The following is a 22,032-nucleotide window of genomic DNA, read 5'->3' on the forward strand; positions in this document are numbered from 1 at the left end:
TCGTGCTCGCCGTCGCCGTGCTGCACGTCGCCGGCTGGAGTCTCTACCTGTACTGGAACAACCAGCCCGCCGCGGCCGGCGGCCTCGCCGGGGCCGGCACGCTGGCGTACCTGCTCGGGGTGCGGCACGCCTTCGACGCCGACCACATCGCGGCGATCGACGACACCACCCGGCTGATGCTGCTGCGCGGTCGCCGCCCGGTCGGCGTCGGCTTCTTCTTCGCCCTCGGGCACAGCGGGGTGGTGCTGCTGCTGGCGCTGGTCGTCGGCCTCGCCTCGGCCAACCTCGCCGGCCCCGGGCTGGCCGAGGCCCGCGAGGTGGGCGCGACCGTCGCGATCCTCACCGCCACGCTGTTCCTCGCCCTGGTCGCGGTGCTCAACGCGGCGGTGCTGGCCGGCCTGGCGCGGCTGTGGCGGCGGCTGCGCCACGGCGACCTGGACGAGCGCGAACTGGACCTGCACCTGCTCAACCGGGGGCTGGTGCAACGGGTGCTCGGTTCCCGGGCCCGCGCGCTGGTGCGCTCCTCCTGGCACATGGCGCCGGTCGGGTTCCTCTTCGGCCTCGGCCTGGAGACCGCCAGCGAGGTGACCCTGCTCGCCCTGTCGGCGAGTACCGCCGCCGCCGGCGGGCTGCCCGTGCTCGCCCTGCTCACCCTGCCGCTGCTCTTCGCCGCCGGGATGTCCGCCATGGACACCGCCGACAGCCTGCTGATGAGCCGCGCCTACTCGTGGGCGTACCGGCACCCGGCCCGGCGGCTCTACTACAACCTGGCCACCACGGCGGTGACGGTGCTGGTCGGCGGTCTGGTCGCCAGCGTCTACGCCGCCGGGCTGCTGGTCGACCACCTCGGGCTGTCGGCGCTGTCCCGGTACGCGGGGATCGCCGACCACTTCGAGCAGCTCGGGTACGCCGTCGTGGCGCTCTTCGTGCTCGCCTGGGCCGGCGCGGTGGCGCTGTGGAAGCTGCGCCGCTACGACGAGCGCTACGGTGCCGGGGCGGTGCGGCCGTGAGCCGGGTCGTGCACCCCATCGAGCGGGAGTCGTACCGGATCCTGCGCTCCCGGGTGGACCTCGCGCACCTGCCGCCGCTGACCCGGGCCGTCACCGAGCGGGTGGTGCACGCCAGCGCCGACCTCGACTACGTCACCGACCTGGTCTGCGACGAGGCGGCCCTGGCCGGCGGGCTGGCCGCCCTGCGCGCGGGCGCGCCGGTGGTCACCGACGTCGCGATGGTGGCCGCCGGCATCACCGGTCGGCAGACCGTCTGCCCGGTCGCCGAGCCGGCCGCCGCCGACCTGGCCCGCGCGGCCGGGATCACCCGGTCGGCGGCGGCGGTGCGGCTCGCCCTGGAGCGGGTCGGCCCCGGCGCGGTGTGGGTGGTCGGCTGCGCACCGACCGCGCTGGAGGAACTGATCACCCTGGACGCCCGGCCGGCGCTGGTCGTCGGGCTGCCGGTGGGCTTCGTGGGCGCCGCCGAGTCGAAGGCGGCGCTGCGGGCCAGCGGCCTACCCGGGGTGTCCAACCGGGGCGAGAAGGGCGGCTCGGCGGTCGCCGCCGCCGCCCTCAACGCCCTGCTGTACGTGGAGGAGGAGGAGCAGTGACCGCTCTGGTCATCGTCGGGCACGGCACGCGCAGCGCGGCCGGGGTCGACCAGTTCGTGGCGTTCGTGGAGCGGGTCCGCCGGCGCGCCGCCGGCGCCGTCGGCGACGTCGAGGGCGGCTTCATCGAGCTGTCCCGGCCGCCGCTGACCGACGCGGTGGGCGCGCTCGTCGACCGGGGACACCGGTCGCTGGTGGCGCTGCCGCTGGTGTTGACCGCCGCCGGCCACGGCAAGGGCGACATCCCCGCCGCGCTGGCCCGCGAGCGGCAGCGCCACCCCGGGCTCAGCTACGTCTACGGCCGGCCGCTGGGGCCGCACCCGCTGCTGCACACCGCCATCGAGCAGCGCATCGACGCCGCGCTGGCCGGCGCCGACCGGGCCGGCACCTGGGTGGCGCTGATCGGGCGCGGCTCCACCGACCCGGACGCCAACGCCGAGGTGGCCAAGGTGGCCCGACTGCTCTGGGAGGGGCGCGGCTACGCCGGCGTCGAGCCGGGCTTCATCTCGCTGGCCGAGCCGTCGGTGCCGGCGGTGCTGGACCGGCTGCGCCGGCTCGGCGCGCGGCGGATCGTCGTCGCGCCGTACTTCCTCTTCGCCGGCGTGCTGCCGGACCGGATCGTCGCCCAGTCGGCCGACTTCGCCGCCGCCCACCCCGACCTGGACGTGCGGGTGGCCGACCTGATCGGCGACTGCGACGCCCTCGCCGACCTCGTCCTCGAACGGCACGCCGAGGCGCGCCGCGGCGACATCCGGATGAACTGCGACACCTGCGCGTACCGGGTGCTGATGCCGGGCTTCGCCGACAAGGTGGGCCGGCCGCAGACCCCGCACGACCACCCCGACGACCCGGTCGACGGCCACGGCCACCACCATCACGGGGACCACCACCACGGTGGCCATCACCATCACCACCACCACGACCAGCGGCCCGGCCTGCGCCCGGGACAGGTCGCGGTGGTGGGCGGCGGCCCCGGCCCCGACGACCTGATCACCGTACGGGGGAAGGCCCTGCTGGACAGCGCCGACGTGGTGGTCGCCGACCGGCTCGCCCCGCGCGGGCTGCTCACCGGGCTGCGCCCGGACGTGGTGGTGGTCGACGCCGCCAAGGTGCCGCGCGGGCCGTCGATGCCGCAGGACACCATCAACGACACCCTGATCGCGTACGCCCGCGCGGGCAAGCGGGTGGTCCGGCTCAAGGGCGGCGACCCGTACGTCTTCGGCCGGGGCCACGAGGAGGTCCAGGCGTGCGCCGCCGCCGGGGTCGAGACCGTGCTGGTCCCCGGGGTGAGCAGCGCGGTGGCCGCGCCGGCCCTGGCCGGCGTCCCGGTCACCCACCGGGGCGTCGCCCACGACGTCACCGTCGTCTCCGGGCACCTGCCGCCGGGGCACCCCGACTCCCTGGTGGACTGGGTGGCGCTGGGCCGGTCCCGGGGCACCGTGGTGCTGCTGATGGCGGTGGACACCATCGCCAAGATCGCGGCGGTGCTGGTGGAGCACGGCCGCGCCCCGGACACCCCCGTGCTCGTCGTGGCCGACGGCGGCCAGCCGGGGCAGCGCACCTGGTCGGCCCGGCTGGACGAGGTGGGCGGGCTGGCCGCGCGCGAGGACGTCCGGCCGCCGGCGGTGTTCGTGCTCGGACCGGTGGTGCGGCTGCGGGAGACCGGCACGGTGGCCGGTCAGCCGGTGGCCGCGCGGGCGAGGGCGTAGCCGGCGGTGGCCGCGGCGAGGCCGGCGGCGACGCTGAGGGCCACGTTGGCCAGCGCGGCGTGTCGCCGGCCCGCCCGGGCCAGCCGCAGCGTCTCGTAGCTCAGGGTGGACCACGTGGTCAGCGCCCCGCAGAAGCCGGTGCCGACCAGCGCCGTGAGTGCGGGGTCCGCCGGCAGGCCGGTGACCGTGCCGAGCAGCAGCGACCCGAGTACGTTGACCGTCAGCGTGCCCCACGGGAACCCGGTGCCGAAGCGGGCCTGCACGGCCCGGTCGGTGAGGTAGCGCAGCGGGGCGCCGAGCGCCGCGCCGAGCGCCACGAGCAGGGCGGTCACCGGCCGCTCCGGGCGAGCAGCCGCCCGGCGGCGGCCTCGCCGGCCCAGACGGCGAGCAGCGCGCCGACCAGCGTGGCGCCGAGGGAGGCCAGCGCGGTGCCGGGGGCGCCGGCGAGCAGCGCCTGGTGCGCGTCGACCGCGTAGGTGGAGAAGGTCGTGTACCCGCCGAGCACGCCCACGCCGAGGAACGGGCGGGCCAGCGGCCGGCCGCCGCCGGCGTGGCCGAGCACCGCCATCAGGATCCCGATCAGCAGGCACCCGCTCACGTTGACGCCGAAGGTGGCCCAGCCGAACGTGGCGGGGGAGTGCGGGACGGCGGCCTGCAGGCCGGCTCGGGACAGCGCGCCGAGCGCACCCCCGGCGGAGACGGCGGCGAGCACCGCCGCCGGGTGCGCGGTGAGTTCGTCGCGGTCGGCCGGGACCCGCAGGTCGACGTCCGGGTCGACGCGCGACGGCTCGGACGGGCCGGTCACGTCTCCTCCCACGGTGCCGTCGGCCGCCATCCGGCCGTCGCCGCAGCATAGCGCCGGGTCGGCCGCGGACGACCGACCCGTGCCGTGGTGCGCCGGGGTCAGCGGACCGCCGCGACGGCGGCGTCGGCACCGCCGCGCCAGACCACGCCGGCCTCGGTGAAGCCGGCGTCGGTCAGCGCCGCCAGGTGCCAGGAGGCCGGCGGGTTCCACTCCGGGCTGTGCCCGGTCGGGTAGATCTCGCGCCGCCGTTCCACCAGTGGGGCGAGCGTCGGGTCGGCAGCCGCCCGCTCCCACCAGTCCGACCAGGACAGCACGGCGCCGCTGGCGTACCGGGCCTCGCGCCGGGTCCGCGCGCTGTCCAGCAGGCGCTTGGTCAGCTCCGGCAGCGCGTCGTCGGGCATGTGGTCGGCGTTGAGCAGGATCCCGCCCGGGCGCAGCACGCCGCGCAGCTCGGCGTAGAGGCGGGCCAGCCGCTCGCCCGGCAGCCAGTGCAGCGCGGTGGCGGTGAGCACCGCGTCGTACTCCCGCACCGGCAGCGCGGCCGTCCACTCCGGCTGCCCGAGGTCGGCCTCGACCACGGTGACCCGGTCGCCGAACGTCGCCCTGGCGATGGCCAGCAGCGCGGGATCGAGGTCGACCAGGGTGATCTCGGCGTCGGGGAAGCGGCGCAGCGCCCGGGCCGAGATGGTGCCGGTGCCGCCGGCCAGGTCGAGCAGGCGGGGCCGCCCGCCGTCGAGGACCGCCTCGACCGCGTCGAGCATCGCGGTGAACCGGTGCTCCCGGTCCGGCAGGTACGCCTCCTGCTGCCGGTCCCAGCTCTCCTGCCAGGCGGCGACGTTGCTGATGTAAGGACTCATGGCGATGAGGCTAGTTACCGCCCCGGAGTGCTGTCCAGACCTTGTTGCCAATAATTTGCAACAGCGAGAAGGTCGCAGCGAGATGGTCCGGGTGGGCCGGCGGGGCCCGGTCCGGCCGGCCCCGCTGCCGCCGGTCGGTCAGGCCGAGGCGACCAGTCCCCGCTCCGCCGGTCGCGCCGTGGCCTGCCGGCGGGCCAGTCGCAGGGCGGCCAGCAGCACGCCCAGGCCGGCCAGGGTGACCGCCGCGCCCGCCCAGATCGGGGCGGTGTAGCCGAGCCCGGCCGCGATCGTCGCCCCGCCCACCCACGCACCGAGGGCGTTGCCGACGTTGAAGGCCGCGATGTTCGCCCCGGAGGCCAGCGTCGGCGCCTGGTGGGCGTACCGCATGATCCGCATCTGCAACGGGGGAACGGTGGCGAAGCCGAACCCGCCCATCAGTAGCAGCGAGGCCACGGTGAGCGGCCGGCTGCCGGCGGTCAGGGCGAAGAACGCGAGCACCACGGTCAGCGCCGCGAGCACGACGACCAGGGTGCGCGACAACGACACGTCGGCGGCGCGACCGCCGAGCAGGTTCCCCGCGAACAGGCCCACCCCGAAGAGCACCAGCAGCCACGGCACTGTCCCGGTGGCGAAGCCGCTGACCTCGGTCAGGGTGTACGCGATGTAGGTGAACGCGCCGAACATGCCGCCGAAGCCGAGAACGGTCACCGCGAGCGACAGCCACACCTGCGGGTGGGTGAAGGCGCGCAGCTCGCCGCGGAGCCCGTCGGCGGGTCGGTCGGCGTCGCCGGTCGGGCGGGCCGGGACGAGCAGGGCCAGGCCGGCGAGCGCGACCACGCCGATGCCCGTGATCGCCCAGAACGTCGACCGCCAGCCGAGATGCTGGCCGAGGAAGGTGCCGAACGGTACGCCGAGCACGTTGGCCGTGGTCAGCCCGGCGAACATCAGCGCGATGGCGCCCGCGCGCCGGGCCGGCGCGACCAGTCTGGCGGCGACCACGGCGCCGATGCCGAAGAACGCCCCGTGGCAGAGCGCGGCCACGATCCGGCCGGCCATCATCACGCCGTAGCCGTCGGCCAGGGCGGAGAGCAGGTTGCCGATGACGAAGAGCACCATCAGGCCCAGCAGCACCGGCTTGCGCGGCAGCCGGGTGACCGCCGCGGTCAGCGCCACGCCGCCGATCGCGACGCTGAGCGCGTAGCCGGAGATCAGCCACCCGGCGACCGATTCGGTCACCGCGAAGTCGGCGGCCACCTGGGGCAGCAGCCCCATGATCACGAACTCGGTGAGGCCGATGCCGAAGGCGCCGACGGCCAGCGCGAGCAGTCCACCGGGCAGGGACCGGTTCCGTCCAGACATGGTCTTCCGTTCCAGGAGAGAGGCAGATAGCTGGCGCATGCAACTACACGCGGAAGCAACGAAATAGTTGCACGCGCGGGATATCGGCGCAAGCCTGCTAGGCTGGGGGTCGACCGGGTCACACCGCGAGGAGGTCGGATGGGCATCGGTGACGACGCCGTGGAGGTCCGCGCACAGGGCTGGCGCACCCTCGCCGCGCTGCACGGCCTCATCGAGGCGTCCCTGGAACGCGCGCTCCAGGCCGGGCACCAGCTCTCCGTGGTCGAGTACACGGTGCTCGACGCGCTCTCCCGGCAGGACGGCTGGCACATGCGGATGCGGCAGCTGGCCCGGGCCGCCGCGCTCTCCGACAGCGCCACCACCCGGCTGGTCACCCGCCTGGAGGGCCGCGGCCTGCTCACCCGGGTCCTCTGCGCCGACGACCGACGCGGCATCTACACCGAGCTCACCCCCGCCGGGTGCGAGCTGCTCGCCCGGGCCCGGCCCACCCACGACCGGGTGCTGGCCGAGGCGCTGACCGAGGCCGAGGCCGCACCGGAGCTCGCCCCGCTGGTCGACGCGCTGCACCGGCTCCCGGCGTCCCGCTGACCCACCGCACGCCACGCCGCCACGCCGACCGACGCACGCCACGCCGTCCCGCCGCGCCAACCCGCCGTTTCGGCAGCGCCGAGCCGGGGCACATGCCCGACAGGGGATTGTCGAGAGGGGGTCGTGATGGCGGATACGACGACGCCGGCCCACGTGCGTCCGGCCGGTCCAGAGTCGGACGGGGGAAGTCCGCGCCGCAACGCCAGGCGGGCCGGGGGATCGCCGTTCCGGAAGCCGCGCTGGCCCCGGGCGTACGCGTTCGCGCTGGTGACCGGGGCGCTGTTCCTGTTCTCCTGGATCGGCCAGTTCGTCTTCCAGGCGGCGGTGGAGAGCAACGAGGCGAGCCAGCACGGCCAGTCCTTCGCCTGGGCGGACTTCCTGCCGCAGTTCCTCGCCTCCACCTTCGAGAACTGGCAGTCCGAGTTCCTCCAGCTCATCTGGCAGGCGGCCGGCCTGGCCCTGTTCTACTACTGGGGCTCCTCCCAGTCCCGAGAGTCCGACGAGCGGATCGAAGCCAAGCTGGACGCGCTGCTGCGCGAGCGCGACCTGGACCCGGAGAACCCCTGACGTGTGGGCGGCGCCACGGCGCCGCCCGTTGACCTCAATCCCGCTTCACCTCCGAGGCTTGACCACGTCGGCGAGCGATGTGGAGGGTGACATGCGGGTGATCGAGGTGGCGACGTTCGGCGGGCCGGAGGTGCTGGCCCTGACCGAGGCCCCGGAGCCGGTGCCCGGCCCGGACGAGGTCGTGGTCGAGGTGTCCGTCGCGGACGTGCTCTGGGTGGAGACGATGATCCGGCGCGGGCAGGGCGGCAAGTACTTCCCCATCCGGCCGCCGTACCGGCCGGGGGTCGGGGTCGCCGGCACCGTCGGTGCGGTCGGTGCGGGGATCGACCCGGGCTGGACCGGCCGGCGGGTGGTCACCAGGACCGACGAGCGGGGCGGCTACCTGGAACGCGCCGTGGTGCCCGCCGAGGGTCTGGTGCCGGTGCCCGACGGGGTCTCCCTGCCGGACGCGGCGGCGCTGCTGCACGACGGGACGACCGCGTTCGGCCTGCTCGACCTGGTGCCGGTCCGCCCCGGGGACCACGTGCTGGTCACCGCCGCCGCCGGCGGCCTCGGCGTGGTGCTCGTGCAGGAGGTCCGCGCCCGAGGCGGGTTCGTCGTCGCGGCGGCCCGGGGCGCGGCCAAGCTCGACGCGCTGCGTCGGCTGGGCGCCGACGTCCTGGTGGACTACGCCGAGCCGGACTGGACGCTGCGGGTCCGGGCCGCGACGGACGGCCCGCATGTCGTCTTCGACGGCGCCGGCGGCGACTACGGCCGGGCGGCGTTCGACCTGGTGCGCGACGGCGGGAGGTTCTCCGCGCACGGCACCCCGGCCGGGGAGTTCGCGGTGCCCGCCGCCGAGGCCGCGCGCGCCCGGGGCATCACCGTCACCGGCATCGGCGACGTCCAGTTCACTCCCGAGCAGGCGCGCCGGCACCTGCGGGCCGCGCTCGACGCGACGGCGGCGGGGCGGATCGCGCCCCTGGTCGGCCAGACCTTCCCGTTGCACCGGGCCGCCGACGCCCACCGGGCGATCGAGGAGCGTGCCGCGATCGGCAAGACGCTGCTCACCGTCTGACCGCCGGGCCCGCCGGCCGTCCCGGCCGCCGGTGGTGCCGCGCCGCCGGCCGGCGTACGGTACCAAGATCGGCGGGCGGGGCGGCCCGGTTCCGGGGCGATCCGGAGGTGTCGGTACGCGACCCCCGCCGCCGCGCCAGCGTGACGTGCAGGAGGCACCGATGCAGGACCGCACCCCGCGCCCGGAGGACCTGGAGCCGATCGAGCGGGCGAGCGTCGACGAGCTGCGGGCGGTGCAGCGGGAGCGGCTGCGCTGGTCGCTGCGGCACGCGTACGACAACGTGCCGCACTACCGCCGTGCCTTCGACGCCGCCGGGGTGCACCCCGACGACTGCCGGGACCTGGCCGACCTGGCCCGCTTCCCGTTCACCGGCAAGGCGGAGCTGCGGGAGAACTACCCGTTCGGCATGTTCGCCGTGCCGCGCGAACGCATCGCCCGGGTGCACGCCTCCTCCGGCACCACCGGCCGGCCGACGGTGGTCGGTTACACCGCCGACGACCTGCGGACCTGGGCCCGGCTGATGGCCCGGTCGATCCGGGCCGCCGGCGGCCGCCCCGGCGACCGCGTGCACGTCGCGTACGGCTACGGGCTGTTCACCGGCGGGCTCGGCGCGCACTACGGCGCGGAGGAACTGGGCTGCATCGTCATCCCCGTCTCCGGCGGGATGACCGAACGCCAGGTGACGCTGATCCGGGACTTCGAGCCGGAGGTGATCATGGTGACCCCCAGCTACATGCTCGCGATCGTGGACGAGATGGAGCGGCAGGGGATCGACCCACGCGCCACCTCGCTCCAGGTCGGGGTCTTCGGCGCGGAGCCGTGGACCGAGGACATGCGCCGGGAGATGGAACAGCGCCTCGACATGCACGCCGTGGACGTCTACGGCCTGTCCGAGGTGATGGGCCCGGGCGTGGCCAACGAGTGCGTGGAGACCAAGGACGGGCCGCACCTGTGGGAGGACCACTTCTATCCGGAGATCGTCGACCCGGTCACCGGGGAGGTGCTCCCCGACGGTGAGCGCGGCGAGTTGGTGCTCACCTCGCTCACGAAGGAGGCCATGCCGGTCGTCCGCTACCGGACCCGCGACCTGACCCGGCTGCTGCCCGGCACCGCCCGCCCGATGCGCCGGATCGAGAAGATCACCGGGCGCAGCGACGACATGATGATCGTGCGCGGGGTGAACGTCTTCCCCACCCAGATCGAGGAGCTGATCCTGCGTACGCCGCAGCTCTCGCCGCACTTCCAGTGCGTCCTCGGGCGGGAGGGGCGGATGGACACGCTGACCGTCCGGGTGGAGCGGCGGGCGGGGGTGGCCGTCGAGGCCGCCGAGCGGGCCGGCGGGGCGCTGGTCGGGCTGGTCAAGAACACGATCGGAGTGAGCGTGGCGGTCGAGGTGGTCGCCCCGGACGGGGTGGAGCGGTCGATGGGCAAGATGCGGCGGATCGTCGACCAGCGGCGGGGTGGCTGACATGGCGGGGCGCAACGCCGCGTACGACATGTTCGACGCCGACGCGGCGTCGAAGGGGCTCGGCATCGAGCTGGTGGACGCCGCCGACGGGGCGGCGGTGGCCCGGATGCGGGTGACCGGTGCGATGGTCAACGGTCACGCGATCGCCCACGGCGGCTTCGTCTTCCTGCTCGCCGACACCGCCTTCGCGCTGGCCTGCAACAGCCACGGTCCGGTCACCGTCGCCGCCGGCGGCGAGATCACCTTCGTCCGTCCCGCCCGCGAGGGCGACCTGCTGACCGCCCGCGCCACCGAGCGCACCCGGTACGGCCGCAGCGGCATCTACGACGTCACCGTCACCCGCGACGGCGGCGAGGTGGTCGCCGAGTTCCGGGGCCGCAGCCGCACCCTGCCGGCGCCCGCCGGCTGAGCCTCGCGCCGCCGCCGATGCGCCCGACCTCGCTGCCCCCACGGGCGTTACCGGCGCGGCTAACATCGGGGCGGTGCGAGTGCTGGTGGTCTCCGCGCCGTTGATCGGGCACGTCTTCCCCCTGCTGCCGCTGGCCGCCGCGCTGCGCGACGCCGGGCACGAGGTGCTCGTCGCCACCGCCGCCGACGGCCTGCGGGCGGAGCGGTCCGGGCTGCCGGTGCACGATGTCGCGCCGGCGTTCGACTTCGGCCGGATCGCCCGGCGCGTCATGCTGCGCCACCCGCTGATCGCCCGGGCCGAGCTGGCCGGCACGGCCGGCACCCGGGGCGCGGCGCTGCTCTTCGGCGCGGTCAACGACCAGATCGCCGACGGGGTGGTCGCCGTCGCCGCTCGGTGGAAGCCCGACCTGGTGGTCCACGAGCCGTTCGCGGTGGCCGGGGCGCTCGCCGCAGCGACGCGCGGCGTGCCCGCCGTACGCCAGGAGAACGCCCTCTTCGACGGCCGGGAGCTGGTCCGGGTCACCCTCGCGCGACTGGGCGGGGCCCTGCGCCGGCACGGCCTGACGGAGCTGCCGCCCCCGGCCGCCGCGATCGCCGTCGCCCCGCCCAGCGTGCGGCACCAGGACGGCTGGCCCATGCGCTACGCCGCCCACGCCGGCGGTGGCGAGTTGCCGGGCTGGCTGCGCGAGCCGGGGGAGCGCCCGCGGGTGCTGGTCAGCCGCAGCACCGTCGCCGGCCCCGGCAGCGCCGGGCCGATGCCGGCGGTCGTCGCCGCCGCCGACCGGGTCGACGCCGAGTTCGTCCTGGTCCGCCCGGACGCGCGGCTGGCCCGCCGGGCGCTGCCCGGCAACGTGCGCACCGTCGACTGGATTCCGCTCGCCGAGGCCCTGCCGGCGAGCGCGGCGCTGGTCCACCACGGCGGCGCGGGCAGCGTGTTCACCGCGCTGACCGCGGGGGTGCCGCAGCTGGCCACCGTCGGGCCCGGCGACCGGCGGCACAACGCCGAGCTGGTGGCGGCGCGCGGCGCGGGAATCGCGGTCCGGGCCCGCGACATCACCGCCGACACGCTGACCCGGCTGGTCGGCGATCCGGCGCTGCGCGACGCGGCGAGGCAGGTCAGCGCCGAGATCGCCGCGATGCCGGGGCCGGCGGAGCTGGTGCGGCGGCTGGAGTCGCTGCGCTGAGGCCGTCCCGCCCGCGCGGCGGCCCGTTCCGGTCGGGGGTGTGGGGCAGGATGCCTCCATGGGACATGTCGTGCTGTTTCACTCCGTCTACGGGTTGCGGCCGGCCGTGCTGACCGCCGCCGACCGGCTGCGCGCCGCCGGGCACACGGTCGTCACGCCCGACCTCTACGGCGCGCCGGCCGCCGCGACGGTGGAGGACGGCTTCGCCCTGCTCCGCAAGATCGGCCAGGAGGCCGTGCTGGACCGGGCACGGGAGGCCCTGCGCGAGGCGCCGGCCGACGCGGTGCTGGCCGGCTTCTCGATGGGCGCGGGGGTGGCCGGCGCGATGCTCGCCGAGCGCCCCGACGCGGCGGCGCTGTTGCTGCTCTCCGGCGTCGGCGGCGAGCCGGAGTCGGTCCGGCCGGGCCTGCCGGTGCAGCTGCACCTGGGCGACCCGGACGAGTACGACGCGGAGCCGGAGGTCGCGCAGTGGCGGCGGGCGATGACCGACGCCGGCGCGGAGCTGTCCGTCCACCGTTATCCCGGCGTCGGGCACCTCTACACCGACCCGCACCTGCCCGACCATGACGCGACGGCCGCCGCGCAGACCTGGGAGCGGGCCATCGCCTTCCTCGCCGACCGCTGACCGGACTCCCACGGGGCGGGCCGCCGGCCCGCCCACCCGAGGCGGGCCGGGCCCGACGGGGCCGCCCAGCCGAGACGAGCGGGGCCGGCCGGGCCCTCAGCCGAGGCGGGCCAGGTCGCCGGCGGAGAGCCGGATCGCGCCGGCCGCCACGTTCTGCGCCAGGTGCTCCGGGTCGCCGGTGCCGGGGATGGCCAGCACGTGCCGCCCCCGGTGCAGCGTCCACGCCAGGCGGACCTGGTGTGGGGTCACCCCGTGGGCGCGGGCCACCGCGCGCACCGCGTCGTCGTGCTCGCCGGTCGCGCCCGCCTCCCGCCCGGCGCCGGCGATCGCGAAGAACGGCACGAAGGCCACCCCGCGCTCGCCGCAGACCCGCAGCAGGTCGTCGGCCCACCGGTTCGCGTCGAGGGCGTACGCGTTCTGCACGCAGACCACCGGCGCGACGGCCTGCGCCTCGTCCAGGTGGCCACCCGCACGTTGGACAGGCCGAGGTGCCGGATCAGCCCGGCGTCGCGCAGCTCGGCGAGGGCGGCGAAACGCTCCGCCACCGAGTCCCGCCCCTCGCGCCGGACGATCCGCAGGTTGACCACGTCCAGGTGGTCCCGGCCGAGGCGGCGCAGGTTCTCCTCCACCTCCCGGCGCAGCTCGGCCGGGGTCAGCTCCCGGTGCCGGTTCGCCGCGTCGAACGACGGCCCGACCTTCGTGGTGATGACCAGGTCGTCCGGGTACGGCGCGAGCGCCTCCCGGATGAGTTCGGTGGCGTACCGGCGCGGGCCGGTGCCGACGCCGAGCGGCCCGCCCGGCGAGACGTAGAAGGCGGCGGTGTCGATGTGGTTGACGCCGAGCTCGACCGCCCGGCGCAGGACGCGGACGGCGCGCGCCCGGTCCGGGTCGACGGTCAGCCGCATCGACCCGAAACCCATCCGGTGCACGGTGCGGTCGCCGAGGGTCCAGGTGCCGGCGGCGGAGGCGGTGGTCTCTTCGACAGGCATCGGGCGAAGCTAGCCAAGCGGACCCGGCCCGCGCACTCGGTCAGCCGCCCGATACCGCCCGGGCCGGCACGGGCTTAATGTGGATCGTGGGGGAGATGAGGCCCCTCCGTCACGCCGCCGCCGGCGTCCCGCGCGGCAGCCCCCACGCCGACCTCCCTTCGCGGCGCCTCCGCCGGTCCGACCGTGCCGCCCCGGCCGACGGGGCGCGGTCGTGTTCGACGGGCGCGTCCGGGTCGGCCGTCCACCCGGAAAGGTCCACGACGCGTCCGGCCCCGGAACGTCCCGCCCGGTCCGTCCGCGCGCCTGCGGGAGCCGGGCCCGACCCGGTCGGCCAGGGGGCGCCGGAGGTGGTGGCGGGGCTGGGTAGCGGCTGCCGGCCGACGGCGTGCGCACCGACCGGGCCGACGGGCACGGCGGAGGCCGGGGCGGCCTCCGACGCGGTTGCGGCCGCCGCGGCGGGCCGGCGGGCCGGCGCCACCGCATCCGCCGGCTGCCCGGCCCACCCGGCGATCGCGGCCCGCACCGCCCTCGGCAGCCGGGCGTACGCGACCTCGCGCAGCACCGGGTCGGCGACCGCGTACCCGCCGCCGGCGCGGCAGACCAGCAGGCCCGAGGCGGCGAGGGCGCGCAGCTCCGGCACCGCCCGGGCGGGCGACCAGCCGAGCAGGCGCCCCACCGCCGACGCGGTGACCCCCGCGCCGAGGGCCGCGACGCCGAGGGCCGCCACCGCCGTCAGCGCCGCCCGCCGGACGCCGTCGAGGCGGTCCAGCCGGGCGTCCACCTCCCGGCGCACCGACTCGGGCACGGGCAGCAGCGCGGTCGGCGCCACGTCGGTCGGCGCCACGTCGGTCGGCGCCACGTCGAGCGACGCCACGTACGCGGCGGCCCGGCCGGGGCTGCCCCCGGCCAGCGGCAGCAGGCGCGCGGCCTCCGCCGCCGGCCGGTCGGCCCGGCGCAGCAGGTGACGCAGCAGCCGGCCGGTCTCCACCGGGCGCAGCGGCGGCACGTCCAGCCGGTGCCGGCGGTCCCGGGCCCCGGGCAGCACGTCCGCCCACTCGGGACGGTGCAGCGCCACGACCGCCAGCGGAAGGGACCGGGCGGTGGCCGCCGCGAAGAGCCGGTGCAGGAAGCGGTTCAGCTCCCCGGTGGCCCGGTCGAGGTCGTCCACCGCCACCACCAGCGGCTCCCGGGCGGCGAGCGACAGCAGCACCTCCCGCGCCACCTCGGCGCCCCGCGCGGCCTCGCGGGCGGCGTCCGGGCGCGCCAGGAGTCCTTCCAGCGCGGACACCGCCTCGGTCAGGCCGGCGGGCGGCACCAGGCCCGCGAGGGCGGCGGCGAGCCGACGGCGTACGACCGGAGGTGGGTCGTCCGCGCGGAGGCCGGCGGCCCCGCGCACCAGGTCGGCGACGGGCGCCAGCGCCTCCGGGCACGGCGGGCAGTGCGCGACGCACCAGCGCACCGGCACGTCGTCCACGGTCGGGACGGCGCGCCGCAGCTCGTGCAGCAGCCGGCTGCGCCCGCTGCCGGCGGGACCGACCAGCGACAGCCAGCGCGGGCTGCGGTCCCGCACGGCGCGGACGATCAGGTCCCGGGCGGTGGCCAGTTCCCGCCGTCGCCCGACCAGCGGGCCCTCGTGCGGGGCCGGGGCCGGGCGGGTGGCGCCGGTGGCGTGCCACACGTCCACCGGCAGCGCCTTGCCGGCGAGGGCCACCGGCGGCACGCGGCGCTGGTCGATCAGCCCCACGGTGGCCCGGTGGGTGGCCGCGCAGAGCGCCACGCCGCCGGGCGGGGCGTACTCCTGCAACCGGGCGGCGGTGCTGGTCACCGCGCCGCTGGCCGCGCCGTGCCCGCCGTCGTGTGTCGCGGCGAGGTCCACCAGCGCCTCGCCGGTGGCCACCCCGACCCGGACCCGCAGCCGCGGCGCGCCGGGCACGGGGCGCCGGTCGAGGGCCCGCTGGATGTCCAGCGCCGCCCGCACCGCCCGGTACGCGTCGAACCCGTCGGACTCGCGCGCCCCGAACAGCGCCATGACCGCGTCGCCGACGTACTTCTCGACCACCCCGTGCCACCGGCGCAGCACCCCGGCGACGGTGGCGAAGTAGGCGCGCTGCAGGGCCCGTACGTCCTCGGGGTCGAGCCGGTCGACGAGCGCGGTCGACCCGACGATGTCGGCGAACAGCACGGTGACCATGCGTCTCTCCTCCGGCACCGGCCAGCCTGCCGACGCGACACGTTGCGGACCGGCGACGATGGTGAGCATGGGCATCGCACCCGCCTTTCCTCCCGTTGCCTGCCGACTCCTCGGACACTGTCACCTGCGGGCCGACGGGGGATCTGCAGAACGACGTATGTCGGCCAGCCGCAACCTCCGGTCGCAATGTCGACGCGACGAGTGCCACAGGGGCAGAAGACCCGTAGAACGGTGCGCGGACGTGTGACTAGGCTGCGTGCCATGGCCAGCGATGTGGACGCCGCACCGCTCGTCGGCCGGGCCGACCTGGTGACGACGGTACGGTCCGCGCTGCTCGACGAGGTCGCGCAGGGGCACACCGCCGCCGTCTTCCTCACCGGCGAGAGCGGCGTGGGCAAGACCCGGCTGCTGCGCGAGGTGGGCGCCCGGCTGCGCGACGCGGGCGCCCTGGTGCTCACCGGCTCCTGTCTGGACATCGGCGACGCGTCGCCGCTGCACCCGCTGCTGCAGGCGTTGCGCCGCTTCGACGCCGAGCTGACCGGCTCCCACGCCCGGACGTCCTCGGCCGTCCGCGGCCTCCTGCAGATGTTCGCCGACGAGACCGCCGGCCCGGACGGCGCCGGGGCGCTGCTGGAGCGGGTCTCCCGGGGGCTGCACCTGATCGCCGAGGGGCGTCCGCTGGTGCTCGTGCTGGACGACCTCCAGTGGGTCGACCGCAGCACCCGACAGTTGCTGCTCTATCTGCTCGCCGGCCTCGGCGACCTCCAGTTGTCCGTGCTCGCCGCGGTGCGGGCCGAGTCGTTGCAGGGCGCGCACCCGCTGCGCCGGGTGCTCACCGAGCTGCGTCGGCTGCGCTCGGTGCGGGTGCTCGACCTGGTCCCGTTGGACCGGGCCGGCACCGACCAGCTCGCCGCCGCCGTGGTCGGCCGACCGCTCGCGCCTGAGGCGGCGGAGCTGGTGTGGCGGCGCAGCGGCGGCAACCCGTTCGTGGTGGAGGAGTTGGCCCGCGACCTGCGCGACGGCCGGGACGGCCTCTCCGACACGCTGCGCGAGATCTTCCTGGCCCGGGTCGACGCGCTGCCCCAGCACGCGCACGCCGTGGTGCACGCGGTCGCGGCCGGCGTCGAGCCGGTGGAGCACTGGCTGCTGGCGCGGGTGACCCGGCTGCCCGAGGACGAGCTGATCGAGGCCGTCCGCGCGGCCGTCGCGCACCGGCTGCTGGTGGGCGCGGACGACGGCTACCGGCTGCGGCACCGGCTGGTCGCCGAGGTGCTGGAGCACGAGCTGCTGCCCGCCGAGCGGGCCGCCCTGCACCGCCGCTACGCCGAGGCGCTCACGTCGGCCCCGGCGGAGCTGCACCAGGCCCGCCTGGCGCACCACTGGCGGCTGGCCGGTGAGCCGGCGCGGGCGCTGCCGGCGGCGACGGCGGCGGCCCGGGAGGCCGAGCGGCTGCACGGCTGGGCCGAGGCGCACCGGCACTGGTCGGTCGCGTTGCAGCTGGCCGGCTCGCCCGGCGGGGGGCCGCTGGACGTGGACCGGGTGACCCTGCTGGAGCGCGCCGCCGAGGCCGCCCACCACTGCGGCGAGCACGCCCGCGCGCTGACCCTGCTCGAGGAGTTGGCCGGCTCCGGCGCCGATCGGTCGACCTGTGCGCTGCACATCCGGCGGGCCCGCTACCTGGCCGCCGCCGGCCGGTCGGCGCTCGCCGAGGCGGAATACCGGCGGGCCCTGGAGGCCGCCGACTGCACTCCCCGGGAACGCGCCACCGCCGCCGCCCACCTGGCCGAGCTGCTGCTGCACCTCGGCCGGTACGCCGACGCCGGCCGGCGGGCCCGGGAGGCGCTGAAGCTGTCCGCCGCGGTCGAGGGCTCCACGTCGGAGGTCGTGCTGGCCAGCGCGGCCCTCGGGTTCTCTGAGGCGTACCTGGAGGACCCGGACGCCGGGCTGGCGGTGATGCGCCGGGCGCTGGAGACCGCCGAGCGCTCCGGCCGCCCCGAGGACGTGGCCTGCGCGTACCTGCACCTGGCCGAGCTGTTGACCGGGCCGCTGAACGTGCTGGAGGAGGGCGTCGTCGTCGCCCGCCGGGGTGCCGAGCGGGTGGCCGAGCTGGGCCTCGGCCGCACCTGGGAGACCCGGCTGCTGGCCATCGCCACCAACGGGCTGTTCCGCGTGGGCCAGTGGGCGGAGGCGGAGAAGGTCGTCGCGGCGGCGCTGCGGCACCGCCCCTCCGGCGCGGACGCGGTCGAGCTGCTGCTGGCCCGCTGCCGGCTGTCGGTGGGCTACGGCGACATCGCGGCCGCCGACCGCGACCTGGACGCCGTGGCCACGGTGCTCGCCGGCGGCGGGGCGCGGCATGTGATTCCGCTGCTCACGCTGCGGGCGGGGCTGGCCATGTGGCAGGGCCGGCACGACCTCGCCCGGCAGGCGGTGCAGCGCGGCCTGACCGAGAGCCGCTCCGACGACGTGGGCATCCTCGCCGCGCTGGTGTGGCACGGCCTGCGGGCCGAGGCGGAGGCGCACGCCAGCCGGACGATCGCGGTGGACGACACCGCGGTGCGGCGGCTGCGGGAGGTGGCCGACCGGGTGGCCCGCAAGAGCGAGCACGCGGCCCGCCCGGTGCGCGACGTGGTCGACGGGTTCCTGGCGCTGTGCGCCGCCGAGGTGAGCCGCCTCGACGGCAGCGACCCGGAGCTGTGGGCCCGGTCCGTGGCGCAGTGGGATCGGCGCCACCACCCCTACCCGGCGGCCTACTCGCGGCTGCGTCAGGCCGAGGCGCTGCTGGCCCGGCGCAGCCGCAGCGCCACGGCGGGCAAGCTGCTGCGGCAGGCGTACCAGGTGGCGCAGGGGCTCGGCGCGGTGCCGCTGACCTCGGAGATCCGGACCCTCGCGGGCCGGGCCCGGGTGGCGCTGGAGGACCGGCCTGCCGCGGGCGAGCCGACCGCCGGCCCGGACGGCGACGAGTTGGCGGTGCTGACCGCGCGGGAGCGGGAGGTGCTCGCCGCCGTCGCCGAGGGGCTGACGAACCGGGAGATCGGCCAGCGGTTGTTCATCAGCGAGCGGACCATCGGCGTGCACGTCTCGCACATCTTCGACAAGCTCCAGGTCCGCACCCGGGTGCAGGCCAGCGCCATCTTCCTGCGTAGCCGGCCCGCCTGACGCGCGTACGGATACGTCGTTCTACTGATCCGCCCGACGGTCCTCGGCTGGCAGGCTGTGCAGCGTCGCCGACGGCACGGGGTGCCGGGAACCACTGTGGAGGAGAGATGACGGAACCGGCGTGGGGACCCGTGCATCGGGACGTCGTCGACCTGCTCGCCGACCACCCCGCCGACGTGCCGGCGGTGGTCGACCACCTCACCAAGCTCCAGGACCTGCTGGTCCGGCTGCCTCCGTTGGAGGCGAGCTGCCCGCTGGCCGACTTCAACAAGCTCTATCTGACGATCACCGAGAGCGTGCTGAACGGGCTCTACGACGACCGGTTCTCCGACCCCGTGTTCCTGTCGCGGCTCGACGTGGAGTTCGCCGCGCGCTACTTCGACGCGATGCGGCTGTGGACCGACTCCAGCCCGGGTACGCCGAAGGCCTGGACGTGTCTGTTCGAACGGATGCGCGGGCCGGACGCCCGCCCGCTGCCGTCGGCGGCCGCCGGGGTGAACGCGCACATCAACTTCGACCTGCCGTTCGCGCTGGTGACCACGTTCGACAGCCTGGAGTCGGAGCCGGTCGACGGCACCGAGCAGCATCGCGACTACCTCGAGATCAACAACATCTTCGCGGACAAGATCCCCGGCCTGCGGCGCGGCTACCTGGAGCGGTGGCAGCTGCTCATCGACATGCTCAACGGCGACATCGACGACTGGTACCAGGGGGAACTGGTCGAGTACACCCGCGACGTCGCCTGGCGCAACGCGCAGAAGATCTGGCGGTGCCGGCACGACCCGGCCGCCCACGAGTGTGAGCGCGCGCGGTTGGACGACACCGCCGCGGCGCTCGGCCGGCTGCTGCTCTCGCCCCTCGGGGCGTTCCTGCAGTAGCCGGGACGGGGGGTCCCCGCGCTCCGCACCGGCACACGGCGGAGCGCGGGGACGCGTCCGTGTCCGCGCCGCCGGTGGCCCCGCCCCGCGCGCACGGCCGGTCCGTCCCTGCCCGCCCGCCCTCCACCAATGCTGGTCGCGCCGGCGACCCGGGGCGGCGTGCCGAACCGGGACGTCGAGATCGCGGTGCCCAGGCAGTGGCCCGTCCGGGCGTACGTGATCCGGCCGGCCGGCGGGACCCGCCCGGGGTACGCCCGCTGGCCGGTGGCTGACGGCCGGGCTGGCGTCGCCGGTCGGTCTGTGCGGAACGCCCTCCCGCCTGCGACGGAAGGGCGTTCCGGGTTCGCCGTTCCGGCGGGCGGCCGGCGGGGGACCGCCTACGGTCGGGTCAGGACGACCGAGGGGCGGGGACGGGGGATGGCTGACGAGCACGGGGCGGGGTCGCGGCGTACGCGCGGCCGCCGTCCGCCGCGCGGCGGAATGGACGGGGAGCTGCGCGCCGCGCGCGATCCCACCCGCCCCGGCCGCCGCGCGGGTCGCCCGGTCGCCGTCCCGGAGGTCGTGGCCAGCCCCAGCCGGCCGGTGGCGCCGCCCAGCCCGCTGCGACGGTGGCTGTTGGTGCACCGGGTGCAGCCGGTGGGCCCCGAGTCGGCGGAGGGCCAGGCCCGCTCGCACGCCTGGTGGCAGGTCATGTGCCTGACCGGGGTGGACTACTTCTCCACCCTGTCGTACCTGCCGGGGATCGCGGCGATCGCGGCTGGGGCGCTCTCCCCGCTGGCCACCCTGCTGATCGTCGCGCTGACGCTGCTCGGCATGCTGCCGATGTACCGGCGGGTGGCCCGGGAGAGCCCGCACGGGCAGGGCTCGGTGGCGATGCTGGAACGGCTGCTGCCGTTCTGGCGGGGCAAGCTCTTCGTGCTGGTCCTGCTCGGCTTCGTGGCCACCTCCTGGATCATCACGATCACCCTCTCCTCGGCCGACGCCACGGTGCACCTGCTGGAGAATCCGCTGCTGCCCGAGGGCGTCGGCGGAACGGCGGTCGCCGTCGGCGTCACCGTCGTGCTGCTGCTGGTCCTCGGCGGCGTCTTCCTGCTCGGCTTCCGGGAGGCGGTGGCGGTGGCCATCCCGCTGGTCGCCGTCTTCCTGGCGCTGAACGCGGTGGTCGTCGCGGTCTCGGTGGCCGAGATCGCGGCGGACCGGGGAACGCTGGCGGGCTGGACCTCGGCGCTGAGCGCGGGCCGGGGCCCCGGCGAGGTGGCGGCGACAGCCGTGCTGGCCTTCCCGCTGCTGGTGCTCGGGCTCTCCGGTTTCGAGACCGGGGTCAGCATGATGCCGCTGGTGGCCGGGGACGGGCCGGACCGCGCGGCCCGGTTGGCCGCGCGGATCCGCAACACCCGCAGGATGCTCGCCACCGCCGCCCTCGTCATGTCGGTCTACCTGGTCTCGACCTCGCTCGTGACCACGGTCCTGATCCCTCCCGGTGAGTTCGGGCCGGGCGGGGCCGCCAACGGCCGGGCGCTGGCGTACCTCGCCCACGAGCACGTCGGCGAGGTCTTCGGCACCGTCTACGACGTCAGCAGCGCGCTCATCCTCTGGTTCGCCGGCGCCTCCGCGATGGCCGGCCTGATCAACATCGTGCCCCGCTACCTGCCCACCTACGGCATGGCGCCGGAGTGGGCCCGCGCGGTGCGGCCGGTCGTGATCGTCTACACGTTGGTCAGCATCGCGATCACCGTGGTGTTCCGGGCCGACGTCAACGACCAGGCCGGGGCGTACGCCACCGGGATCCTCGCCATGATGGTCTCCGCCGCCGTGGCGGTCACCATCTCCGCGGCCCGCCGCCGGGAGCGCGTCGCCGCCGTGGGCTTCGCCGTGCTCACCCTGGTCCTGCTGTACGCCCTGGCCGAGAACGCCATCGCCAAGCCGGACGGCATCACCATCTCGGTCCTGTTCATCCTCGGCATCGTCGCGGTCTCGCTGGTCTCGCGGGTGAGCCGGACCACCGAGCTGCGTACGGAGCGGATCGAGTTCGACGAGCCGGCCCGCCGGTTCGTCGCCGACTCGCTGGCGCACGACGGCCGGCTGCACCTCATCGCCCACAAGCGGGCCCGGGGCGCGGTGAAGGAGTACACGATCAAGGAGCGGGCGCAGCGGGCGATGAACCCGGTCCCCGGCGAGGGCGACATCCTGTTCCTGGAGATCGACGTGGTCGACCCGTCCGAGTTCAGCCAGGTGCTGCGGGTCCACGGCGTGGAGGTCGGGGGCTTCCGGGTGCTGCGGGCCAGCAGCCCGGCGGCGCCGAACGCCATCGCGGCGATCCTCCTGGCGTTGCGCGACGCCACCGGCGTCCGCCCGCACGCCCACTTCGAGTGGTCCGAGGGGAACCCCCTCGCGCACCTGCTGCGCTACCTCATCCTCGGTCGCGGCGACACCCCGCCGGTGGTCCGGGAGATCCTCCGCAAGTCCGAGCCGGACCCGACGCGCCGGCCGGGCATCCACGTCGGCGGCTGACCCGGCACCCGTGCCGGCCTCGGGGTCGCGCGAACGTTCTCCGCCCTCACGAGATGAATCATACGTTTATTCATCTTCGACTG

At 76.2% G+C, this 22,032-nt stretch carries 18 protein-coding genes and 1 pseudogene; 13 read left to right on the plus strand and 6 right to left on the minus strand.

From position 1 onward, the window contains the following. The first annotated feature begins 17 nt into the window (after positions 1-17). From ACGF5C_RS09365 to cobA, 3 genes are read left to right on the plus strand one after another with little or no spacing between them, the layout of a single operon-like run. Positions 18-1,010: a HoxN/HupN/NixA family nickel/cobalt transporter gene (locus tag ACGF5C_RS09365; protein WP_393299152.1), complete on the plus strand. Its 993-nt coding sequence runs from the start codon at positions 18-20 to the stop codon at positions 1,008-1,010. Continuing rightward, entirely contained in the window at positions 1,007-1,600 is a 594-nt protein-coding gene (locus tag ACGF5C_RS09370) for a precorrin-8X methylmutase (protein ID WP_393298770.1), read from the plus strand. Before ACGF5C_RS09365 ends, ACGF5C_RS09370 begins: the two co-directional genes overlap by 4 nt. Continuing rightward, positions 1,597-3,306 carry a uroporphyrinogen-III C-methyltransferase gene (cobA, locus tag ACGF5C_RS09375; RefSeq protein ID WP_393298773.1) on the plus strand — a complete coding sequence of 570 codons (1,710 nt, stop codon included), beginning with the start codon at positions 1,597-1,599 and terminating at the stop codon, positions 3,304-3,306. Before ACGF5C_RS09370 ends, cobA begins: the two co-directional genes overlap by 4 nt. Here the strand turns inward: cobA and crcB are convergent. The 4 genes from crcB to ACGF5C_RS09395 all read right to left on the minus strand — a co-directional run bounded on the left by crcB (position 3,276) and on the right by ACGF5C_RS09395 (position 6,327). Then, on the minus strand, positions 3,276-3,638 hold the full coding sequence (crcB, locus tag ACGF5C_RS09380; RefSeq protein WP_393298776.1) for a fluoride efflux transporter CrcB: 363 nt from the start codon (positions 3,636-3,638) through the stop codon (positions 3,276-3,278). The genes cobA and crcB overlap by 31 nt on opposite strands. Beyond that, positions 3,635-4,141: a fluoride efflux transporter FluC gene (locus ACGF5C_RS09385; RefSeq protein ID WP_393298779.1), complete on the minus strand. Its 507-nt coding sequence runs from the start codon at positions 4,139-4,141 to the stop codon at positions 3,635-3,637. The genes crcB and ACGF5C_RS09385 overlap by 4 nt, the downstream gene beginning before the upstream one ends. Before the next feature lie 68 nt (positions 4,142-4,209). Next, complete coding sequence (locus ACGF5C_RS09390) at positions 4,210-4,968, minus strand: class I SAM-dependent methyltransferase (protein WP_393298782.1); 759 nt, start codon at positions 4,966-4,968, stop codon at positions 4,210-4,212. 138 nt (positions 4,969-5,106) lie between these two features. Beyond that, complete coding sequence (locus tag ACGF5C_RS09395) at positions 5,107-6,327, minus strand: MFS transporter (protein ID WP_393298785.1); 1,221 nt, start codon at positions 6,325-6,327, stop codon at positions 5,107-5,109. Positions 6,328-6,465: 138 nt separating this feature from the next. Here ACGF5C_RS09395 and ACGF5C_RS09400 point away from each other — a divergent pair, with 138 nt between their 5' ends. From ACGF5C_RS09400 to ACGF5C_RS09430, 7 genes are all read left to right on the plus strand, one after another. Beyond that, positions 6,466-6,915, plus strand: a complete 450-nt coding sequence (locus ACGF5C_RS09400; protein ID WP_393298788.1) for a MarR family winged helix-turn-helix transcriptional regulator — start codon at positions 6,466-6,468, stop codon at positions 6,913-6,915. 126 nt (positions 6,916-7,041) lie between these two features. Then, the gene (locus tag ACGF5C_RS09405; protein ID WP_393298791.1) at positions 7,042-7,482 is read left to right on the plus strand and encodes a DUF6766 family protein; all 441 of its coding nucleotides are present in this window, start codon (positions 7,042-7,044) and stop codon (positions 7,480-7,482) included. Between the two features lie 91 nt (positions 7,483-7,573). Beyond that, positions 7,574-8,539, plus strand: a complete 966-nt coding sequence (locus ACGF5C_RS09410) for a zinc-binding dehydrogenase (RefSeq protein ID WP_393298794.1) — start codon at positions 7,574-7,576, stop codon at positions 8,537-8,539. A gap of 160 nt (positions 8,540-8,699) precedes the next feature. Continuing rightward, entirely contained in the window at positions 8,700-10,007 is a 1,308-nt protein-coding gene (paaK, locus tag ACGF5C_RS09415; protein ID WP_393298797.1) for a phenylacetate--CoA ligase PaaK, read from the plus strand. Between the two features lies 1 nt (position 10,008). Then, on the plus strand, positions 10,009-10,416 hold the full coding sequence (gene paaI, locus ACGF5C_RS09420; RefSeq protein WP_393298800.1) for a hydroxyphenylacetyl-CoA thioesterase PaaI: 408 nt from the start codon (positions 10,009-10,011) through the stop codon (positions 10,414-10,416). 73 nt (positions 10,417-10,489) lie between these two features. Then, the gene (locus tag ACGF5C_RS09425; protein ID WP_393298803.1) at positions 10,490-11,599 is read left to right on the plus strand and encodes a nucleotide disphospho-sugar-binding domain-containing protein; all 1,110 of its coding nucleotides are present in this window, start codon (positions 10,490-10,492) and stop codon (positions 11,597-11,599) included. Positions 11,600-11,657: 58 nt separating this feature from the next. Beyond that, complete coding sequence (locus ACGF5C_RS09430; RefSeq protein WP_393298806.1) at positions 11,658-12,224, plus strand: dienelactone hydrolase family protein; 567 nt, start codon at positions 11,658-11,660, stop codon at positions 12,222-12,224. Positions 12,225-12,320: 96 nt separating this feature from the next. Here ACGF5C_RS09430 and ACGF5C_RS09435 read toward each other — a convergent pair. Both ACGF5C_RS09435 and ACGF5C_RS09440 read right to left on the minus strand, forming a co-directional pair. After that, positions 12,321-13,213, minus strand: a pseudogene (locus ACGF5C_RS09435) (aldo/keto reductase). 109 nt (positions 13,214-13,322) lie between these two features. Next, entirely contained in the window at positions 13,323-15,404 is a 2,082-nt protein-coding gene (locus tag ACGF5C_RS09440; protein ID WP_393298809.1) for an AAA family ATPase, read from the minus strand. Positions 15,405-15,665: 261 nt separating this feature from the next. On the opposite strand from ACGF5C_RS09440, the gene ACGF5C_RS09445 reads away from it, so the two are divergent. The 3 genes from ACGF5C_RS09445 (at position 15,666) to ACGF5C_RS09455 (ending at position 21,949) form a co-directional block, all read left to right on the plus strand. Then, complete coding sequence (locus ACGF5C_RS09445) at positions 15,666-18,560, plus strand: helix-turn-helix transcriptional regulator (protein WP_393298812.1); 2,895 nt, start codon at positions 15,666-15,668, stop codon at positions 18,558-18,560. A gap of 107 nt (positions 18,561-18,667) precedes the next feature. Then, a complete protein-coding gene (locus ACGF5C_RS09450) occupies positions 18,668-19,438 on the plus strand; it encodes a DUF5995 family protein (protein ID WP_393298815.1) in 771 nt (256 codons plus the stop codon). 480 nt (positions 19,439-19,918) lie between these two features. Further along, positions 19,919-21,949 (plus strand): amino acid transporter, encoded by a 2,031-nt coding sequence (locus ACGF5C_RS09455; protein ID WP_393299155.1) that lies wholly within the window; start codon positions 19,919-19,921, stop codon positions 21,947-21,949. Positions 21,950-22,032 lie beyond the last annotated feature (83 nt).

Source organism: Micromonospora sp. NPDC047620, from assembly GCF_043205005.1.
Taxonomy (GTDB): Bacteria; Actinomycetota; Actinomycetes; order Mycobacteriales; family Micromonosporaceae; genus Micromonospora.